Annotated in this window: 16 protein-coding genes and 1 pseudogene; 12 read left to right on the top strand and 5 right to left on the bottom strand. The window is 64.3% G+C overall.

The features are described from left to right. The first annotated feature begins 11 nt into the window (after positions 1–11). From ACVWY3_RS26540 to ACVWY3_RS26495, 10 genes are all read left to right on the top strand, one after another. Positions 12–1,667 (top strand): nitrite/sulfite reductase, encoded by a 1,656-nt coding sequence (locus ACVWY3_RS26540; protein WP_456841093.1) that lies wholly within the window; start codon positions 12–14, stop codon positions 1,665–1,667. Further along, on the top strand, positions 1,654–2,169 hold the full coding sequence (locus ACVWY3_RS26535) for a DUF934 domain-containing protein (RefSeq protein WP_456841092.1): 516 nt from the start codon (positions 1,654–1,656) through the stop codon (positions 2,167–2,169). Before ACVWY3_RS26540 ends, ACVWY3_RS26535 begins: the two co-directional genes overlap by 14 nt. Next, positions 2,166–2,891 carry a phosphoadenylyl-sulfate reductase gene (locus ACVWY3_RS26530; protein WP_456841091.1) on the top strand — a complete coding sequence of 242 codons (726 nt, stop codon included), beginning with the start codon at positions 2,166–2,168 and terminating at the stop codon, positions 2,889–2,891. Before ACVWY3_RS26535 ends, ACVWY3_RS26530 begins: the two co-directional genes overlap by 4 nt. A gap of 124 nt (positions 2,892–3,015) precedes the next feature. Continuing rightward, positions 3,016–4,017 carry a sulfate ABC transporter substrate-binding protein gene (locus ACVWY3_RS26525; protein WP_456841090.1) on the top strand — a complete coding sequence of 334 codons (1,002 nt, stop codon included), beginning with the start codon at positions 3,016–3,018 and terminating at the stop codon, positions 4,015–4,017. A 36-nt stretch (positions 4,018–4,053) separates the two neighbouring features. Beyond that, positions 4,054–4,890: a sulfate ABC transporter permease subunit CysT gene (cysT, locus tag ACVWY3_RS26520; RefSeq protein WP_456841089.1), complete on the top strand. Its 837-nt coding sequence runs from the start codon at positions 4,054–4,056 to the stop codon at positions 4,888–4,890. A gap of 10 nt (positions 4,891–4,900) precedes the next feature. Next, positions 4,901–5,812 carry a sulfate ABC transporter permease subunit CysW gene (gene cysW, locus ACVWY3_RS26515; protein ID WP_456841088.1) on the top strand — a complete coding sequence of 304 codons (912 nt, stop codon included), beginning with the start codon at positions 4,901–4,903 and terminating at the stop codon, positions 5,810–5,812. Continuing rightward, positions 5,802–6,836 carry a sulfate/molybdate ABC transporter ATP-binding protein gene (locus tag ACVWY3_RS26510; RefSeq protein WP_456841087.1) on the top strand — a complete coding sequence of 345 codons (1,035 nt, stop codon included), beginning with the start codon at positions 5,802–5,804 and terminating at the stop codon, positions 6,834–6,836. Before cysW ends, ACVWY3_RS26510 begins: the two co-directional genes overlap by 11 nt. A gap of 166 nt (positions 6,837–7,002) precedes the next feature. Next, complete coding sequence (locus ACVWY3_RS26505; RefSeq protein ID WP_456841086.1) at positions 7,003–7,503, top strand: CAP domain-containing protein; 501 nt, start codon at positions 7,003–7,005, stop codon at positions 7,501–7,503. A gap of 78 nt (positions 7,504–7,581) precedes the next feature. Continuing rightward, entirely contained in the window at positions 7,582–8,757 is a 1,176-nt protein-coding gene (locus ACVWY3_RS26500; protein WP_456841085.1) for a DUF3734 domain-containing protein, read from the top strand. A 1-nt stretch (position 8,758) separates the two neighbouring features. After that, positions 8,759–9,547 carry a 3-hydroxybutyrate dehydrogenase gene (locus ACVWY3_RS26495; RefSeq protein WP_456841084.1) on the top strand — a complete coding sequence of 263 codons (789 nt, stop codon included), beginning with the start codon at positions 8,759–8,761 and terminating at the stop codon, positions 9,545–9,547. A gap of 132 nt (positions 9,548–9,679) precedes the next feature. Here ACVWY3_RS26495 and ACVWY3_RS26490 read toward each other — a convergent pair whose 3' ends face one another. From ACVWY3_RS26490 to ACVWY3_RS26480, 3 genes are all read right to left on the bottom strand, one after another. Further along, on the bottom strand, positions 9,680–10,504 hold the full coding sequence (locus ACVWY3_RS26490; protein ID WP_456841083.1) for a sulfite exporter TauE/SafE family protein: 825 nt from the start codon (positions 10,502–10,504) through the stop codon (positions 9,680–9,682). 187 nt (positions 10,505–10,691) lie between these two features. Continuing rightward, the gene (locus tag ACVWY3_RS26485; protein WP_456841082.1) at positions 10,692–12,059 is read right to left on the bottom strand and encodes a flippase; all 1,368 of its coding nucleotides are present in this window, start codon (positions 12,057–12,059) and stop codon (positions 10,692–10,694) included. Positions 12,060–13,008: 949 nt separating this feature from the next. Further along, complete coding sequence (locus tag ACVWY3_RS26480) at positions 13,009–13,848, bottom strand: protein-disulfide reductase DsbD domain-containing protein (RefSeq protein ID WP_456841081.1); 840 nt, start codon at positions 13,846–13,848, stop codon at positions 13,009–13,011. 141 nt (positions 13,849–13,989) lie between these two features. On the opposite strand from ACVWY3_RS26480, the gene ACVWY3_RS26475 reads away from it, so the two are divergent. Continuing rightward, positions 13,990–14,634 carry a YqgE/AlgH family protein gene (locus tag ACVWY3_RS26475; RefSeq protein ID WP_027561154.1) on the top strand — a complete coding sequence of 215 codons (645 nt, stop codon included), beginning with the start codon at positions 13,990–13,992 and terminating at the stop codon, positions 14,632–14,634. 218 nt (positions 14,635–14,852) lie between these two features. Here ACVWY3_RS26475 and ACVWY3_RS26470 read toward each other — a convergent pair. Both ACVWY3_RS26470 and ACVWY3_RS26465 read right to left on the bottom strand, forming a co-directional pair. Further along, positions 14,853–15,741: pseudogene (locus tag ACVWY3_RS26470) on the bottom strand (TauD/TfdA dioxygenase family protein). A 98-nt stretch (positions 15,742–15,839) separates the two neighbouring features. After that, positions 15,840–16,619, bottom strand: a complete 780-nt coding sequence (locus ACVWY3_RS26465; protein ID WP_456841080.1) for an SDR family NAD(P)-dependent oxidoreductase — start codon at positions 16,617–16,619, stop codon at positions 15,840–15,842. A 97-nt stretch (positions 16,620–16,716) separates the two neighbouring features. On the opposite strand from ACVWY3_RS26465, the gene ACVWY3_RS26460 reads away from it, so the two are divergent. Then, a complete protein-coding gene (locus ACVWY3_RS26460; RefSeq protein WP_456841079.1) occupies positions 16,717–17,454 on the top strand; it encodes an SDR family NAD(P)-dependent oxidoreductase in 738 nt (245 codons plus the stop codon).

The raw sequence follows: 17,454 nt of genomic DNA, 5'->3' as shown, positions 1-17,454 counted from the left end.
GGCGCTTTCTTATGTATGCTTACGACGAAATCGACCGCACGCTCGTCAACGAGCGCGTCTCGGAGTTCCGCGACCAGGTGAAGCGCCGCCTCTCCGGCGAGCTCACCGAGGACGAGTTCAAGATGCTGCGGCTTCAGAACGGCGTCTACCTGCAGCTGCACGCGTACATGTTCCGCGTCGCCATTCCCTATGGCACGCTGGCGACGAACCAGTTGCGGGCGCTCGCCCATGTCGCGCGCAAATACGACCGCGGCTACGGCCATTTCACCACGCGGCAGAACATCCAGTTCAACTGGATCAAGCTCGCCGAGCTGCCGGACGCGCTCGAAGATCTCGCCAAGGTCGGCATCCACGCGATGCAGACCTCCGGCAACAACATGCGCAACGTCACCTCCGACCAATGGGCCGGCGTTGCGCCGGGCGAGATCGAGGATCCGCGCATCTGGTCGGAGCTGATCCGCCAGCACACCACGCTGCATCCGGAATTCTCGTTCCTGCCGCGCAAGTTCAAGATCGCGATCACCGCCTCGGACCATGACCGCGCTGCGATCAAGATCCACGACATCGGACTGCGCCTGGTCAAGAACGAGAAAGGCGAGACCGGCTTCGAGGTGCTGGTCGGCGGCGGTCTCGGCCGTACGCCGTTCATCGCCAAGACCATCAAGCACTTCGTGCATGGCCGCGATATCCTCAGCTACATCGAGGCGATCCTGCGCGTCTACAATCAGTACGGCCGCCGCGACAACATCTACAAGGCGCGCATCAAGATCCTGGTGCACGAGCTCGGCATCGAGAAATTCTCGCGCGAGGTCGAGGACGAGTGGCAGCATATCCGAAACTCCTCGCTCCAGATCGACGACGAGGTGATCGAGGACATCCGCTCGCGCTTCACCTATCCGGCCTACGAGAAGCTGCCGCACATGCCGGACGAGCTGCGCCAAGCCGCGGCCGATCCCGAGTTCGAGGCATGGCGCAAGAACTCGGTGGCCCCGCACAAGGTGCAGGGCTATTCCATCGTCACGATCTCGCTGAAGCCGACCGGCGGGCCTCCGGGCGACGCCACCGCCGAGCAGATGGATGCGCTGGCCGATCTCGCCGACAAATATTCGTTCGGCGAGATTCGCGTCGGCCACGAGCAGAACCTCGCGCTGCCGCATGTCGCCAAGCGCGACTTGCCGGCGCTGTGGAAGGCGCTGGACAAGCTGGGGCTCGCGACGCCGAACGTCAATCTGATCACCGACATCATCGCCTGCCCGGGGCTGGACTATTGCTCGCTGGCGAATGCGCGCTCGATCCCGATCGCGCAGGAGCTGACGCGCCGCTTCGCCAACCACGAGCTCGCCAATTTGATCGGCCGTCTCCACATCAACATCTCCGGCTGCATCAATGCCTGCGGCCATCACCATGTCGGCCACATCGGCATTCTCGGCGTCGAGAAGAACGGCGAGGAGGTCTACCAGATCACCATCGGCGGCCGCGCCGACGAGAACGCCGCGCTCGGCACCCTGATCGGTCCGGGCGTCAAGTTCGACGAGGTCGCCGACGTCGTCGAGGACATTGTGGAAGCCTATCTCGCGCTGCGCGAGCGGCCCGAGGAGCTGTTCATGGACACCGTGAAGCGTCTCGGCGTCGAACCATTCAAGGAGCGCGTTTATGCCACTCGTTAACGGCGGAAAGATCGCCGACGACAGCTTCGTCAAGCTTGCCGTCGACACGCCGCTGCCCGAGGGCGGCGACATCCTGGTGCCGGCCGAGCGCTTCCTCGGCGATGCCGCAGGCCTGCTCAAGCGCGCCGGCAAGGTCGGTGTGATCTGGCCGAACAACCGCGACATCGATGAGCTGGTGCCGTATCTCGGCAAGGTCGCCGTGGTCGCGCTGGTGTTCCCGACCTTCCGCGACGGACGCGCCTACAGTCAGGCGCGGCTGCTGCGCGAACGCTATAACTATCGCGGCGAATTGCGCGCGACCGGCCAGGTGCTGCGCGACCAGTTCGTGTTCATGCTGCGGGCCGGCTTCGATTCGTTCGAGGTCAAGAAGCAGGCCGACGCGGAAGCCTTCATGCAGACGGTCAAGCGCTATTCGGTGTTTTACCAGCCGACCGGCGATGGCCGCATCACGGCGCTGCACCGGCGCATGCAGCTGCGTCATTCCGAGGGTGTCGGCACGTGAACGCGATCGCGCCTCAGGTGTCATCCGTCTCTGCGCTGCCTTCGGCTGAGGAGCTCGATCGCGCCTTGCGGGATGCCTCGCCCGCGGAAATCATCGCCGCGGCGCTGAAGACGGTCGGCCGCGAGAAGCTCGCGCTGGTGTCGTCGTTCGGCACGGAATCGGCAACGCTGCTCAAGGTCATGGCGGACGTCGATCCCGCGATCCCCGTGATCTTCCTCGATACCGGGTGGCTGTTCGAGGAGACGCTAACGTATCGCGACGCGCTGATCGAATCGCTGGGCCTCAGGGACGTTCGCTCGATCAAGCCGGCCGAGGAAACGTTGTTGCGCGAGGATCCCGACCGGGACCTCTGGTTTTCCGACCCCGACGCCTGCTGCCGCATCCGCAAGGTGGAACCGCTGGCGCGGGCGCTGAAACCGTTCGATGCCTGGCTCAACGGCCGCAAGCGCTTCCAGGGCAATGCGCGTGCCGACATTCCGGTCGTCGAGGACGACGGCGCACGGTTGAAGTTCAATCCGTTTGCCAATGTCTCGCGCGAGGAACTCGAAGCGATTTTCGTCCGCGCCAAATTGCCGCGTCACCCACTTGCGGCGTCCGGTTTTCGTTCGGTCGGGTGTATGCCTTGCACCAGCAGAACGGCCGAGGGCGAGGATGAGCGCGCGGGTCGCTGGCGTGGCCGGGCCAAGACAGAATGCGGCATCCACACGATGAAGACTTCGTAGCACAGTCGATCTGCCACGCTGCGAACAAGAAAATCCGGTTCCGTTGACTTGAGAGTGTTTCGCCACGAGTTTCGCCTGCGTGCCTTCGCTGACATTGGCGTCGCCGAAGTGAATGGAGATGGACATGATGCGCCGTATCGTTCCGCTCGCTGCAGGACTGCTCGTATCGGGTCTCGTGGCAAGCTCGGCTCTCGCTGCCGACATCAATCTTTTGAACGTGTCGTACGATCCGACGCGGGAGCTCTATGCCGAATTCAACAAGGCGTTCGTGAACGCCTATCAGAAGGAGACCGGCAAGAGCGTCGAGATCAAGCAGTCGCATGGCGGCAGCGGCTCTCAGGCGCGCGCGGTGATCGACGGCTTGCAGGCCGACGTGGTGACGCTCGCCCTCGCCTATGACATCGACGCCATCGCTGGCAAGGGCCTCATCGCGGCCGACTGGCAGAAGCGCCTGCCACAGAATTCATCACCCTACACCTCGACGATCGTGTTCCTGGTGCGCAAGGGCAATCCCAAGGGCATCAAGGACTGGGACGATCTGCTCAAATCCGGCGTTGCCGTGATCACGCCGAACCCGAAGACGTCGGGCGGGGCGCGCTGGAATTATCTGGCGGCCTGGGGCTTTGCGCAGAAGAAGTACGGCTCCGCAGACAAGACCAAGGAGTTCATCGGCAAGCTCTATCAGCAGGTGCCGGTGCTCGACACCGGCGCGCGCGGCGCCACCGTGACCTTCGTGGAGCGCGGCGTCGGCGACGTGCTGCTCGCCTGGGAGAACGAGGCGTTCCTCGCGCTGAAGGAGTTCGGTCCAGAAAAATTCCAGATCGTGGCGCCGCCGCAATCGATCCTCGCCGAGCCGCCGGTCGCGATCGTCGACAAGGTCGCCGATAAAAAAGGCACCCGCAACGCCGCCGATGCCTATCTCCAGTACTGGTACACCAAGGAAGGTCAGGAGATCGCCGCCCGCAATTTCTACCGGCCGCGCGATCCCGAGATCGCTAAAAAATACGAAAACTCGTTTGCAAAGGTCGAGCTGTTCACCATCGATGACGTATTCGGCGGCTGGACCAAGGCGCAGAGGGAACATTTCGCCGACGGCGGCGTCTTCGATCAGATCTACAAGAACTGATCGGGCGCTGTCGAAGGGGCTTTAACAGGGGACCTGGTGAGCGCACTCGCAGCACGACGCCGGACACTGCCGGGCTTCGGTCTCACGATGGGACTGACGCTATCCTGGCTGTGCATCATCATTCTGATTCCGCTCGCCGGCCTGTTTCTGAAATCGCTCGAGCTCAGCCCCGAGCAGTTCTGGAATATTCTCTCCAGCCGCCGCACCCTGAATGCGCTGCGCGTCTCGTTCGGCCTCGCCTTCGCCGCGGCCTGCGTCAACCTGGTGATGGGCAGCATCATCGTCTGGGCGCTGGTGCGCTACCGCTTTCCCGGCCGGCGCATCTTCGATGCCATTGTCGATGTGCCCTTCGCACTGCCCACCGCGGTCGCCGGCGTCGCGCTGACCGCGCTGTTCGCCGAGAAGGGCTGGCTGGGCGCGCCGCTCGCCGTGCTCGGCATCAAGGTGGCGTTCACGCCGGTCGGCATCTTCGTCGCCATGATCTTCATCGGTATTCCGTTCGTGGTGCGCACGGTGCAGCCGGTGCTGCAGGATCTCGACCCCGAGATCGAGGAAGCCGCGGGTAGCTTGGGGGCCAGCCGCTGGCAGACCATCGTGCGCGTGATCCTGCCCTCGCTCGCGCCGGCGCTGCTCACGGGCCTCGCGCTGGCCTTTGCACGCGCGGTCGGCGAATACGGCTCGGTGATCTTCATCGCCGGCAACCTGCCCAACGTCTCCGAGATCGCGCCGCTGCTGATCGTGATCCGCCTGTCCGAATTCCGCTACGCCGACGCGACCGCGATCGCGGTGGTCATGCTCGTCGTCTCCTTCGTCATCATCTTCGCCGTCAACCGGCTGCAGCGCTGGGCGCAGAGCCGGATCCCGGCGCGCTGAGGAGGATGCGATGACGATGCAGATTGCGGATACCGTGTCGCTGACGTCGCCCGATGCACGGGCGCGGGCCCACGCTGCCGCAGCGCAGGACAGCCTGCGGACCGAGCCACGCGCGGTGCGCGCCATCATCATCTCGCTGGCGGTGCTGTTCCTTTCCGTCTTCGTCGTGCTGCCGCTGGTCGTGGTGTTCGCACAAGCCTTCTCGCGAGGGATCCTCGCCTATTTCGCCGCGCTCGGCGAGCCGGAGGCGATGGCGGCGATCAAGCTGACGTTGATCGTCGCGGCGATCTCGGTCGGCCTCAATCTCGTCTTCGGCCTCGTGGCGGCATGGGCGATTGCGAAGTTCGATTTCCCGGGCAAGACCTTCCTGATCACGCTGATCGACCTGCCGTTCTCGGTCAGCCCGGTGATCTCCGGCCTCGTCTTCGTGCTCTTGTTCGGCGCGCAGGGCTATTTCGGCGGCTGGCTCAGGGATCACGACATCCAGATCCTGTTCGCGGTGCCCGGCATCGCGCTCGCCACGACTTTCGTGACCTTTCCGTTCGTGGCGCGCGCGCTGATCCCCTTAATGCAGGAGCAGGGCACACAGGAAGAGGAGGCCGCGATCTCGCTCGGCGCCTCGGGCCTGCAGACCTTCTTCCGCGTCACGCTGCCCAACATCAAATGGGGCGTGCTCTACGGCGTCCTGCTCTGCAATGCACGCGCGATGGGAGAGTTCGGCGCGGTCTCCGTCGTCTCGGGCCATATCCGCGGCGAGACCAACACCATGCCGCTCCTGGTCGAGATCCTCTACAACGAGTACCAGTTCGTCGCCGCGTTCGCGATCGCTTCGCTGCTCGCGATGCTGGCGCTGATCACGCTGGTCGCCAAGACAATTCTCGAACGTCACCTCGACGAAGGACACGACGTCAATGACCATTGAAGTCAAAAATCTCGTCAAGAAGTTCGGCAGCTTTGCCGCGCTCGATGGCGTCGACCTCAGGGTCGACAATGGCGAGCTGCTGGCGCTGCTCGGTCCCTCCGGCTCCGGCAAGACCACCTTGCTGCGGATCATCGCCGGCCTCGACTGGCCGGATTCCGGCGAAGTCTCCTTCAACGGCGAGGACGCGCTGGCGCAGGGCGCGCGCGAGCGGCACGTCGGCTTCGTGTTTCAGCATTACGCGCTGTTCCGCCACATGAGCGTGTTCGAGAACGTTGCCTTCGGCCTGCGCGTGCAGCCGCGCGCCGTCCGCAAGGACGAAGCGACCATCCGTGCGCGGGTGAAGGAGCTGCTCGATCTGGTGCAGCTCGACTGGCTTGCCGACCGTTATCCGAGCCAGCTCTCCGGCGGCCAGCGCCAGCGCATCGCGCTTGCTCGCGCGCTCGCGATCGAGCCGCGCATCCTGCTGCTCGACGAACCCTTCGGTGCGCTGGATGCCAAGGTGCGGAAAGAGCTGCGAAGGTGGCTGCGCTCGCTGCATCACGAGATCAACGTCACCTCGATCTTCGTCACCCACGATCAGGAGGAGGCGCTCGAAGTCGCCAACCGCGTCGTGGTGATGGACAAGGGCAAGATCGAGCAGATCGGCTCGCCCGACGACGTCTACGAGACGCCCGCGACCGCCTTCGTCCACGGCTTCATCGGCGAATCCATCGAGCTGCCGGTGCAGGTCGATGGCGGCGTGATCAGGCTCGGCGACCGGCCGCTCGCCCTCGCCGCGGACGGGCTTGTGCCTGGCGCGTCAAAACTGTTCGTGCGGCGACATGACATGCTGGTCGGCCCGCCCGGCAGCGGCGCATTCGAGGGCGCGGTCCAGCACGTCCGCAATTTTGGTCCGGTGCAGCGCGCGGAGGTCGCATTGTCAGGCGGCGAAACCATCGAGATCGACGCTCCCCGCGACAAGGAACTCCGCGCCGGCGATACCATCGGCCTCGAGCCGAGGCGCTACAGGATCTTTGCGGGCTAACGTCCGTCATTCCGGGATGGTCCGAAGGACCAGACCCGGAATCTCGAGATTCCGGGTTCGATGCTTCGCATCGCCCCGGAACGACTTGCGTCGATTTTCCTCAAAATTCACCTTTCAGCCACGGTTGGTATGCAACAACGGCCCCCTCATTTGGGGGCCCCGATCCATGCGCGCTGCGGCCGCAATTCTCATTCTTTTGCTTCTCGCCGGCTGCGCCGGCAATGAGGTGCCGGTCCAGCAGCCGTCGATGTATGCCGACATGGCCGTCCCCGGGGCCCAGCTCGATGCGCAGGCAGCCGCGATTATGATCTCGCAATACCGCCAGAACAACATGCTCGGCACGGTCGTGGTCGATCCCGATTTGATGCGGCTCGCCGAATCCCAGTCCCAGGCCATGGCGGCGGCCAACAAGATGGACCACGACGTCCGTGCGCCGTTGGCCAAGCGCCTCGCCACCGGCGGCTATCCCGCGACCGTGGCAGTCGAGAACATTTCGGCCGGCTATCACACGCTGGCGGAAGCGTTTTCCGGCTGGCGCGACTCGCCTCCGCACCGTGCCAACATGCTCAAGAACGGTGTCACAAAATTGGGCATTGCGGCGAGCTATGCTCCCGGCACCAAATACAAGGTGTTCTGGACCATGATCCTGGCCTCGACGGACCGATAAGCCAGACTTGATCCCGGGATGCATTGACGCGGTGACCGACTGTCGCCACGGTGGCTCGTCTTTTGCTATTGTTCCCGCATGACCGATCATAGCCCGGAATCCGCCAGCGTCCCCGCGAATGCGCAACGTGTCCTGGTCCTCCAGGGCGGCGGCGCGCTCGGCTCGTATCAGGCCGGCGCCTATCAGGCGCTGTGCGGCTACGGCTTCGAGCCGGAATGGGTCGCCGGCATCTCGATCGGCGCCGTCAACGCCGCCATCATCGCCGGCAACGAGGGCCACACCCGCGTCGAGCGGCTGAAGGAATTCTGGGAGATGGTGTCCGCACCGGTGCCGTGGAAGCCGATCGGCAAGAGCGATCACAGCCGCGAGCTGTTCAACTCGACCAGCGCCGCTTTGATCGCGACCTTCGGCGTGCCCGGCTTCTTCGTCCCGCGCGTGCCGCCCGCGCCGCTCTGGCCGCCCGGCCATCGCGAAGCCGAAAGCTATTACGACACCGCGCCGCTGAAGAAGACTTTGGAACGGCTGGTCGATTTCGACCGCATCAACGACCTCAAGACGCGCCTGTCGGTCGGCGCCGTCGGCGTCACCTCCGGCAACTTCAAATATTTCGACAATTACGAGTTCAAGAAGCTCGGCAAGAAAATCGGCCCGGAGCACATCATGGCCTCCGGCGCGCTGCCGCCCGGCTTTCCCTCCGTCGTCATCGAGGGCGAGCATTACTGGGACGGCGGCATCGCCTCAAATACCCCGCTCGACTACGTGCTCGATGCCGAGCTCGCGCGCGACATGCTGATCTTCCAGGTCGACCTGTTCAGCGCCCGCGGCGACCTGCCGAATTCGCTGCTGGAAGCGGCCGAGCGCGAAAAGGACATTCGCTATTCCAGCCGCACGCGGATGAACACCGACAAGAACAAGCAGATCCACAACGCCCGCAGAGCGGTGCGCGACCTGATTTCCAAATTGCCCGATTATCTCAAGAATGATCCTTCGGTCGAATTCCTTTCGAAGGCGGCACGTGAGAGCACCGTCACGGTGGTGCACCTGATCTATCGCAGCAAGAACTACGAATCCTCGTCCAAGGATTACGACTTCTCGCATGTCGCCATGGTCGAGCATTGGGAAGCCGGCGTGCGCGACGTGCATCTGTCGATGCGCCACAAGGATTGGCTGGAGAAGCCGCAGTCCGGCGAGACCATGGTGACCTACGATCTCACGGGGGACGTCACCGCGCCCCCGGCAAAAAGGAGCGAATAACATGGGTACTCTCTCAGGCAAGAACGCCGTCGTGACCGGTTCGACCAGCGGTATCGGGCTTGCTTATGCGCGCGCCTTCGCCGGCGCCGGCGCCAATGTCGTCATCAACGGCTTCGGCTCCCCTGAGGACATCGAGAAGGAGCGTTCCAAGATCGAGTCCGATTTCGGCGTGAAGGCGGTCTACTCGCCCGCCGACATGACCAAGCCGGCCGAGATCGCGCAGATGATCGCGCTCGGCGAGAAGACGTTTGGCTCGGTCGACATCCTCGTCAACAACGCCGGCATCCAGTTCGTCTCGCCGATCGAGGAATTCCCGATCGAGAAGTGGGACCAGATCATCGCGATCAACCTGTCCTCGGCTTTCCATGCCATCCGCGCTGCTGTCCCCGGCATGAAGAAGAAGGGCTGGGGCCGTATCATCAACACGGCTTCGGCGCACTCGCTGGTCGCCTCGCCCTTCAAGTCGGCCTATGTGTCCGCCAAGCACGGCATCGCCGGCCTGACCAAGACCGTGGCGCTCGAGGTCGCGACCCACAAGATCACCTGCAACTGCATCAGCCCCGGCTACGTCTGGACGCCGCTGGTGGAGAAGCAGATCCCCGACACCATGAAGGCCCGCAATTTGACGCGCGAGCAGGTCATCAATGATGTGCTGCTCGACGCGCAGCCGACCAAGGAGTTCGTCACCTCCGAGCAGGTCGCAGCGCTCGCCCTGTTCCTGTGCAGCGACGACGCCGCGCAGATCACCGGCACCAACCTGTCGATCGACGGCGGCTGGACCGCGGAGTAATGGCCCGGTGCCGGGTGGGCAAGGGCGCATCGCGCCGTGCCCACCATTTCGCACCGCGCGCATTCTCGCCGAGTTTGGTGGGCACGCTTCCCTTTGCCCACCGAGAGCGAGGGCGAGGCGCAAGCCTCCCGCTCAATGGCTCCAGGCCAGTGCCGTCACGATGGCGGACGACAAGTTCAACTCCGCGAACATGATCTTGCCGGCGACCACGACGAGAACGCAGGCGAGCGCGGCGCGCAGCACCGTCTCGGGCACGCGCGTCGCGCTGTAGCTGCCGAGGATGATGCCCGGCAGCGAGCCCAGCAGCAGAACGCCCATCAGCCCCCAATCGACCGAGCCGAGCAGCCAGTGTCCGGCGCCCGCGACCAGCGTCAGCGGCACCGCGTGGGCGATGTCGGAGCCGACGATGTTAGCCATCGGCAGCCGCGGGTAGAGCAGCAGCAGCACGGTGACGCCGACTGCGCCGGCGCCGACGGACGAGATCGAAACCAGCACGCCGAGCACGATGCCGGTGAGGACGGTCGCGATCGCGGTGGTGCGCTCGTCAACGCGTTCGAGGCGCTTGCGGTAGCGCTCTATGATCGATTTGCGGAAGATCAGCGAGGTCGCGGTCAGCAGCAGCGCAAAGCACAGCACGAGGTTGACGAGGCTGCGCTCGGCATCGCTTCTGAGATCGAGCTTCCACAGCACCAGCAGCGTCAGCGCGCTCGCCGGAATGCTGCCGCAGGCGAGCCGCAGCACCGCCGGCCAGTGCACGCTGCGCGACCAGCCATGCACCACGCTGCCGCCGGTCTTGGTGGCGGCGGCATAGAGCAGGTCGGTGCCGACGGCGGTCGAGGGATGGATGCCGAACAGCAGGATCAAGAGCGGGGTCATCAACGAGCCGCCGCCCACGCCGGTCATCCCGACAAGCAGGCCGACGCCAAATCCGGAGGCGACATAGAGCGGGTCGATCATATGCGGGGAATCTTAGGTTTATCTCGTCGGTTGGGCAATATGACGTAGAATAAACTTTCCCTGGAGCGCAACTACTTGGATGGAATAAGAAGAATCGTGCTGCAGAGCGGAAGATGGTAGGAGTTTCGCCTCCAAGCCAGCCGTGCCGCGAAATGGCCGTTCCCTGGCGCCGGCAGGTCCGTAACGCCTATTTTCCAAACGCCAGCACGTGCAGGCCCAGCCGCTGCCGCACGATCCAGAACAGCAGCACGGTTTCGAAAGTCAGCGAGATCGAGGTCGCGGCAGCCGCGCCGTGGCCGCCGTAGCGCGGCACCAGGGCGATGCAGAGCACGACGTTCATCAGGAAAGCCAGCGCGTAGGCGAGGGCGCAGATCTTCTGCTGGCCGAGCATGTTGAGCAGGCGCTCGACCGGGCCGATCGCGGCGCGGACCACCAGGCCGATCGCGGCGACGAACATGATGTCGGAGCCGACTACGAATTGCGGGCCGAACAGCCAGAGCAGCGGCTTGCCAAGCGCGAGCAGCACGATGGTCGCCGCCAGCGACGGCCAGAACGTCCAGCTGATGGCGTGCGCCACATAAGCTGAGAGCCGCGCCTTGTCGCCGAGTGCGTTGTACTCGGCAAAGCGATGCGCCGTCGTCGCCGACATCGCGTAGTGAACGAAGGACACCAGCGCCAGCGTCTTCACCACCGCGAAGTACACGCCGACCTCGTCGGAGGGGCGAAACTGCTGCAGCACGAGCACGTCGGTGTAGGACAAGAGCAGGTAAAAGCTTTCCACCAGCAGGATCGGCAACGACACCGCGAGCCAGCCACTGACGTCGTAGGCCTTGGGTCCCGGCTCGATGTGATCAGCGAGCTTGCGGTTCAGCACCACCATCTGCCCGGCCATCGCGATCCACACCGCGCCTGCGCTTGCGACCATCGCGGCCACCGCGCCGAGATGATAGCCGAGCAGGAAGGCCGCGGCCGTGATGCCGATGATCAGCGCCTGGCGGATGATGAATTGCGGCATCAGACCGAGCTGCATCCAGTCATGCGAGCGTGCGATGCCGTCCTGGGCATTGGCAACGACGAAGGCGGGCAACGTCATGCAGCCGATATAGAGCGGCAGCGCTTCGGCCGGATCGATCCAGGGTGACAGCAGCCCGACCATGCCGGCAAGGCCAAGCGACATCAGCGTGGAGATGGCAAAGACCAGCCAGCGGCTGCCGGAGAGGAAGCCGCGCAGCCGCGCATGTTCGCCGCTGGTGCGGTACCCCGGGATGATCTTCTGCGCGGAGGCGGAGATGCCGAAATCCATCATGCTGCCGAGCAGCAGCACCCAGGTCCAGACATAGACATAGATGCCGTAGTCGGAGGTGCCCATCCAGCGCGCCAGCAGCACCTGCGAGACATAGGCGAGACCGGCGCTGATCACGCGGATGATGAAGATGGTGCCCGCCAGCCGCCGCGTCAGCGACGCCTCGCTCGATCCGCCGGTCAGCTTAGCCCTCAACCGCGCGATCAGTCCGGCCGGTCCGGTCGTTGCTGGCTCTGCATCCATCACAGCCAAATCGAGATCCCCAAGGCCCGTAGCAAGCGTCCCGTAGCAAACGCCCCGTAGCAAGCGTTCCGCATGCTGCGGCAGCCTTTGACCTAGCAACCATTCGTTAAGATACGGTTGGGTCAACGATGTTGTCCCGGCCTGGGCACGTGCGCATGAGCTGGCGCTGTGGTCAGGGCGCGTATGAGGTGAGCGCTCTGCCGAGAGGGCCAGCGACCATCAGCTGGAAGACAAGCGCCTGGCGTCTCCAAGCTGAGAACCACGGTCTGGCATGAAACAGGCGGCCCTTTGCGGCCGCCTGTTGTAACCTCGGAGTGGATGGGGCTATTGGCAGAGATGCTGGAGACCGTCAGCACCCTTGTAATTGGTGCCGGGCCTGCACACGATGCCGTTGCGGGCAGCATACTGACTCCAGCTGCCGTTCCACCCGTAACCGCCGCCGCCGCCGTACATGGCGTAGGAATTGCCCCAGTTGCCGGGATTGGCCGTGCCCCCGAGGGGACCCGTTACTGGCGCCGGCTGTTGAGACGCCGTTCGCCGAGATACTTGCCGATATCGAGGGCCGGTGGGGGTACTGCCGGTTCCAAGACCCGTGCAGTTGGCGAATTCAGCTTGGCAGAGGTCCGGATTGGAGAGAGCCCGCTGCGCTGGTGCAGCAGAACTGTACAGGGCGGATGCCGCAATCACGGCGGCGCCAAGAATCCTTAGATTCATCATGGCTTGCTCCTTGCGGTTGGACGTGGCGCTGGATGCCACGTTTGGCAGAGCCTATACGACGCTTGCGAGACTGACCATGCTGCTTCGGCATCGCTAAAATTGAGACTGCTCTGGTCCAGCAACAGTAATACTTTGGTTGATCGTGAGATTTCGCTTGAGGGTCAGAGGCTGACGTCTGCACCTTCTCGAGTACACGTTCTCGTGTGCAATCGTGCACGGGAGCGGGGACGATCGGGAAACATCAATCCAGGTTCGTATTGAACTCGTACGACTTCTCCGGCCCAACCAGCGTGAACTTCAGCGCTGCGCCCTCGGCCCTGGCGCCCGGCGGCAACCCGTCGAGTTCGAATGAGAAGCGCTTCACGCCGGGCGGGCTGGGCTCGACCGGTGCGGGGATCGGCAACGACCAGTCGGGCGTCGGCCCTTCCACGAACAGGTTGACGTCACGGCCATCCGGCGCGACCACGTCGACCACCACGTTCTTGGGCCCGTCGCGCTTGACGTCGCGGATGGTCAGCGGATTGGGATCGCCGATATTGGCCGGCTTCGGTACCGTGTCGAGCGCAGCCCGCAGGTTCGCGTCCTCGGTCGAGGCGACATTGTTGAAGCCCAGCTCGGCGCTCGCCTCGACGGGAATGCAGAGCTTCTCGCACACGGCGTAGTTGATCTCGGCGCGCAAGGTCACCGGCTTGTCCGGCGCCTTGGGCACGATCCGCAGGGGAAGCACGATCTGGTCGTGATAGCCGATCGAATGGCCGCCGGCGCCGTCGTCGAATTTCTGCGGCGCCGGCCACATCACCGTCACCGCTTCGACATTATCCGACTTCGAGAAGTCGAACCGCGGCGGAACGCCGGAATCGCCCGGCATGCGCCAATAGGTCTTCCAGCCGGGTTGGATCTGGAAGGCGATACCGCCGAGCAGGACGGCACCGCTGCGCGAGCCCGCGAGCAGCCGCACCGCGGAATGTTCGTCACGCTGCCAGGGCGATGCGTCATCAGCTTGGGCTGTCAACGCCAGGGACGACGCAAGCAAGGTTGTCGCGACGCCAATCGCCGCACGCAGGGGAACTCTTGTCAGCATGGCACGTCTTTACAGGGGCACCCCGGGCCAAACCATTGAATTGCTTGTGATGGATGCACTTGAATCAGGTCTCTGCAAGCCTTGATTTGACAGCGGCCCGGCCCGACATCAGGATAGGAATTGAAACCGGAGTGCTTCACCATGGCTCCTACAGGCAAAAGGACGGGCGAAAGCACCCGCAGCGCAGGCCCTGCGCTCCCCAGCTCGGCTGGTTATCTCGACGGCCGGCTCCTGATCGCAATGCCCGTGATGGGTGACTCCCGCTTCGAGCGTTCGGTGATCTATCTCTGCGCCCATTCGGCCGAGGGCGCGATGGGCATCATCGTCAACCAGCCGGCCGGCAGCATCGATTTTCCCGAGCTCTTGCAGCAGCTCGGCATCATCAAGAAGGGAGAGCACATCAAGCTGCCCGGGAATGCCGAAACCATGAAGGTATTGCAGGGTGGCCCCGTCGACACCGGCCGCGGCTTCGTGCTGCATTCCAGCGACTTCTACATCGAGAAGGCAACGCTGCGCATCGACGACGGCGTCTGCCTCACCGCGACCGTCGACATCCTGCGCGCGATTGCCAACGGCTCCGGCCCCAAGCACGCGATCCTCGCGCTCGGCTATGCCGGCTGGGCGCCGGGCCAGCTCGAGACCGAGATCCAGAGCAACGGCTGGCTGCATTGCGACGCGGATGCCGACCTGATCTTCGGCGACGACGTCGAAGAGAAATACGGCCGGGCGCTGCGCAAGATCGGCATCGACCCCGGCATGCTCTCGAACGAGGCGGGCCACGCGTAGTTATCGTAATCGCTGCCACAACACCCTCCGGTGTCGTCCCCGCGAAAGCGGGGACCCACAACCCCAGCGAGGAGTTGTTGCGCAGGCTGATAACTCCGAGCCCTCGCCAAACCACTTGCTGCGGTTACCGCGACGAGCGCAAGCGCTCGTGCTGGGGTCCCAGATCGGCGCTCCGCTTCGCTGCGCTTGTCCGGGACACGACGGCAGTGTTCGCCACGCTACTCCGCCGCCTGCTGCTGCACCGTCGGCTCGGTCCCCGGCCACAGTCGCCCTGCGCATGTCGCGAGGCTGGGACTGATCGTAGCGGCGGACGCGGTGCATGGTCTGGCGGTTGTCCCACATCACGAGGTCATGCAGCTTCCATTTGTGGACGTAGACGAACTCTGCTTGTGTCGCGTGCTCGTTGAGATCGCGCAGCAAGAGCCGTCCTTCCGGCACGCTCATGCCGACGACCTTGCCGGCGTGCGATGACAGGTACAGCGACTTGCGGCGATGCACGGGATGGGTGCGCACCAGCCGTTGCAGCACCGGCTTGAACATCTCCTTTTCCTCGTCGGTGTATTCGGTGAAGCCGAGCGATCCCCGCGAATACATCAGCGAATGCTCGCAGACGAGGTCGTCGATCTCCGCCTTGGTCTCCTCGTCGAGCGCGTCATAGGCCGCCCGCATGTCGGCGAATTCGGTGTTGCCGCCCTTCGGGTTCACCACCCGCGCCGACAGCAGCGAGAATTTTGCCGGAATCGGGCGGAAGGAGCTGTCGGAATGCCACAGGCAGTTGCCGAGGTTGAACAGATGCGTGCGGCTGTCTTTTGCGAGCGGCTTGCCGTGCTTATCGAGGTTGGAGACGTCGTTGAGACCGGACTGGAGCCGGTAATCCTTTTCCTTGGTTACGGTGCCGCCGCGCGCATCCTCGCGCTGGCCGAAGTTGAGCGCAAACGCCATCTGCTGCTCGTCGGTGATGTTCTGGTCGTGGAAGACGAGCACCGCGTATTTGTCCATGGCGGCCTCGATCTCGCGCGCCTCATCCGGTGTGAGAGGCTTGCGCAGGTCGAGGCCGGAAACCTCGCCGACAAAATGCTTCTGAAGCTGCCGGATGGCGATCGTCATGGCGTTCTCTCCCGCGGGCCGCGAGCGGTTGGTCCCGCTCTGCTGACGAAAAAGCTACTCCCGCACTCGGAGTTGTCAACGCTCGCGGCGCATGGCTCTCACGCGTTCCGCGCCATCAATCCGCCGTCGACCGGGATCACCGCGCCGGTCAGGAACGATGCCGCCGGCAGGCACAGGCTCAGCGTCATATGTGCGACCTCTTCGGGGTCGCCGTAGCGGCCAAGTGCCGTGCGGCGCTTGGCATAGATGGTCTTGTGCTCCTCCGAGATGCGGTCGGTGATCGCGGTGCGGATCGGCCCCGGGCAGATGCAGTTGACGGTGATGCCCTCGCGGCCGAGCTCGACCGCGAGCGAGCGCGTGAGGCTCGCCACGCCCCCCTTCGCCGCCGAATAGGGGCTGTGCAACGCGGTGGCGCCGAGCGCCTCGGTCGAGGCGATGTTGACGATGCGCGGGCTCTTCGACCTGCGCAGATGCGGCAGCGCGGCGCGGATGATGCGCGGATGCGCCGTCAGCATCACTGCGATGGCCTTGGCCCAGGCGTCTTCATAAGTCTCATCATCGATCGCAACGCGCACGGAGATGCCGGCATTGTTGATGACGATGTCGAGCCCGCCGAAATGCGTGGCGACATCACCGACCACGCGCTTGATCTCGCCGGCATCGGCAACGTCGAGCCTCCACGCCTTCGCCGCGCGGCCGCTTGCCGCAATCTGCTCCGCAACCGATAGCGCGCCTTGCTCGTCATAATCGGTGACGGCAACCTTCGCGCCCTCGCTCGCGAATACGCGCGCGGTCGCGCGTCCCATGCCGCTGGCCGCGCCGGTGACGAGAACGGTCAGGCCCTTCACCGACCGGCTGAGCTCTCTAGAGTCGGACATGCTGTTCCCTCGCGGCGTCTTGCTTGTTGTGATGATTGACAAGGCTGGCATCGATCCGCAGACAGGTCAAACAAGCAAAACAAAAGGGGAGGCCGCGATGGCGAACGAGCTCGATTTCTCAGGCAAGCAGGTGCTGGTCGTCGGCGGTTCCAGCGGCATTGGCAACGGCATCGCGCAGGCCTTTCGTACGAGGGGCGCCAGCGTCGCAGTTTGTGGCACGCGTGCTCACGCAACGGACTATTCGACGGCGGAAGGCTCCGATCTCACCGGTCTTGCTTATGCGCAGCTCGACGTCAGCAACCCAAGTGCCGTCGAGGCGTTCACGCCGTCCTTCGACCGGCTCGACATCCTGGTGCTGGCGCAAGGAGCCGTGATTTACCGCCGCGGCGAGTTCGAGATGAGCGGATTCCGTAAGGTCGTCGAGGTCAATCTGATGAGCCTGATGGCGTGCGCCACGCGATTCCATTCCATGTTGCGGGACGCGAAGGGCGCGCTGATCATGGTGTCCTCGACCGCGGCCTATCACTCCACCATGGGTAATCCCGCCTACAATGCCTCGAAGACCGGCGCGGTCGGATTGACGCGCACGCTGGGCGAAGCCTGGGCCGAGGACGGCATCCGCGTCAACGGCATCGCGCCGGGCCTCGTCGACACCAAGATGACGAAGGTGACGACGGACAACCCCAAGCGGCTCGAAGGCGCATTGTCGCGCATTCCGCTGCGGCGATTGGGCACGCCGGGCGACATGGCGGGCGCCGCGCTCTTCCTGGCCTCGCCGCTGTCGTCCTACATCATCGGTCAGACGCTGGTCGTCGACGGGGGGCTCATTCTCTAG

The organism is Bradyrhizobium sp. USDA 4486 (assembly GCF_054057995.1).
Note: the sequence above shows the minus strand (reverse complement) of the source record. Positions and strands in the feature narration are given on the sequence as shown.

What these genes read in the sequence shown, in the direction of transcription:
- ACVWY3_RS26540 (WP_456841093.1), top strand. Translation starts at nt 12, where the DNA reads ATGTATGCTTACGACGAAATCGACCGCACGCTCGTCAACGAGCGCGTC.
- ACVWY3_RS26535 (WP_456841092.1), top strand. Translation starts at nt 1,654, where the DNA reads ATGCCACTCGTTAACGGCGGAAAGATCGCCGACGACAGCTTCGTCAAG.
- ACVWY3_RS26525 (WP_456841090.1), top strand. Translation starts at nt 3,016, where the DNA reads ATGATGCGCCGTATCGTTCCGCTCGCTGCAGGACTGCTCGTATCGGGT.
- cysW (WP_456841088.1), top strand. Translation starts at nt 4,901, where the DNA reads ATGACGATGCAGATTGCGGATACCGTGTCGCTGACGTCGCCCGATGCA.
- ACVWY3_RS26510 (WP_456841087.1), top strand. Translation starts at nt 5,802, where the DNA reads ATGACCATTGAAGTCAAAAATCTCGTCAAGAAGTTCGGCAGCTTTGCC.
- ACVWY3_RS26505 (WP_456841086.1), top strand. Translation starts at nt 7,003, where the DNA reads ATGCGCGCTGCGGCCGCAATTCTCATTCTTTTGCTTCTCGCCGGCTGC.
- ACVWY3_RS26500 (WP_456841085.1), top strand. Translation starts at nt 7,582, where the DNA reads ATGACCGATCATAGCCCGGAATCCGCCAGCGTCCCCGCGAATGCGCAA.
- ACVWY3_RS26495 (WP_456841084.1), top strand. Translation starts at nt 8,759, where the DNA reads ATGGGTACTCTCTCAGGCAAGAACGCCGTCGTGACCGGTTCGACCAGC.
- ACVWY3_RS26490 (WP_456841083.1), bottom strand. Translation starts at nt 10,504, where the DNA reads ATGATCGACCCGCTCTATGTCGCCTCCGGATTTGGCGTCGGCCTGCTT.
- ACVWY3_RS26480 (WP_456841081.1), bottom strand. Translation starts at nt 13,848, where the DNA reads ATGCTGACAAGAGTTCCCCTGCGTGCGGCGATTGGCGTCGCGACAACC.
- ACVWY3_RS26475 (WP_027561154.1), top strand. Translation starts at nt 13,990, where the DNA reads ATGGCTCCTACAGGCAAAAGGACGGGCGAAAGCACCCGCAGCGCAGGC.
- ACVWY3_RS26465 (WP_456841080.1), bottom strand. Translation starts at nt 16,619, where the DNA reads ATGTCCGACTCTAGAGAGCTCAGCCGGTCGGTGAAGGGCCTGACCGTT.
- ACVWY3_RS26460 (WP_456841079.1), top strand. Translation starts at nt 16,717, where the DNA reads ATGGCGAACGAGCTCGATTTCTCAGGCAAGCAGGTGCTGGTCGTCGGC.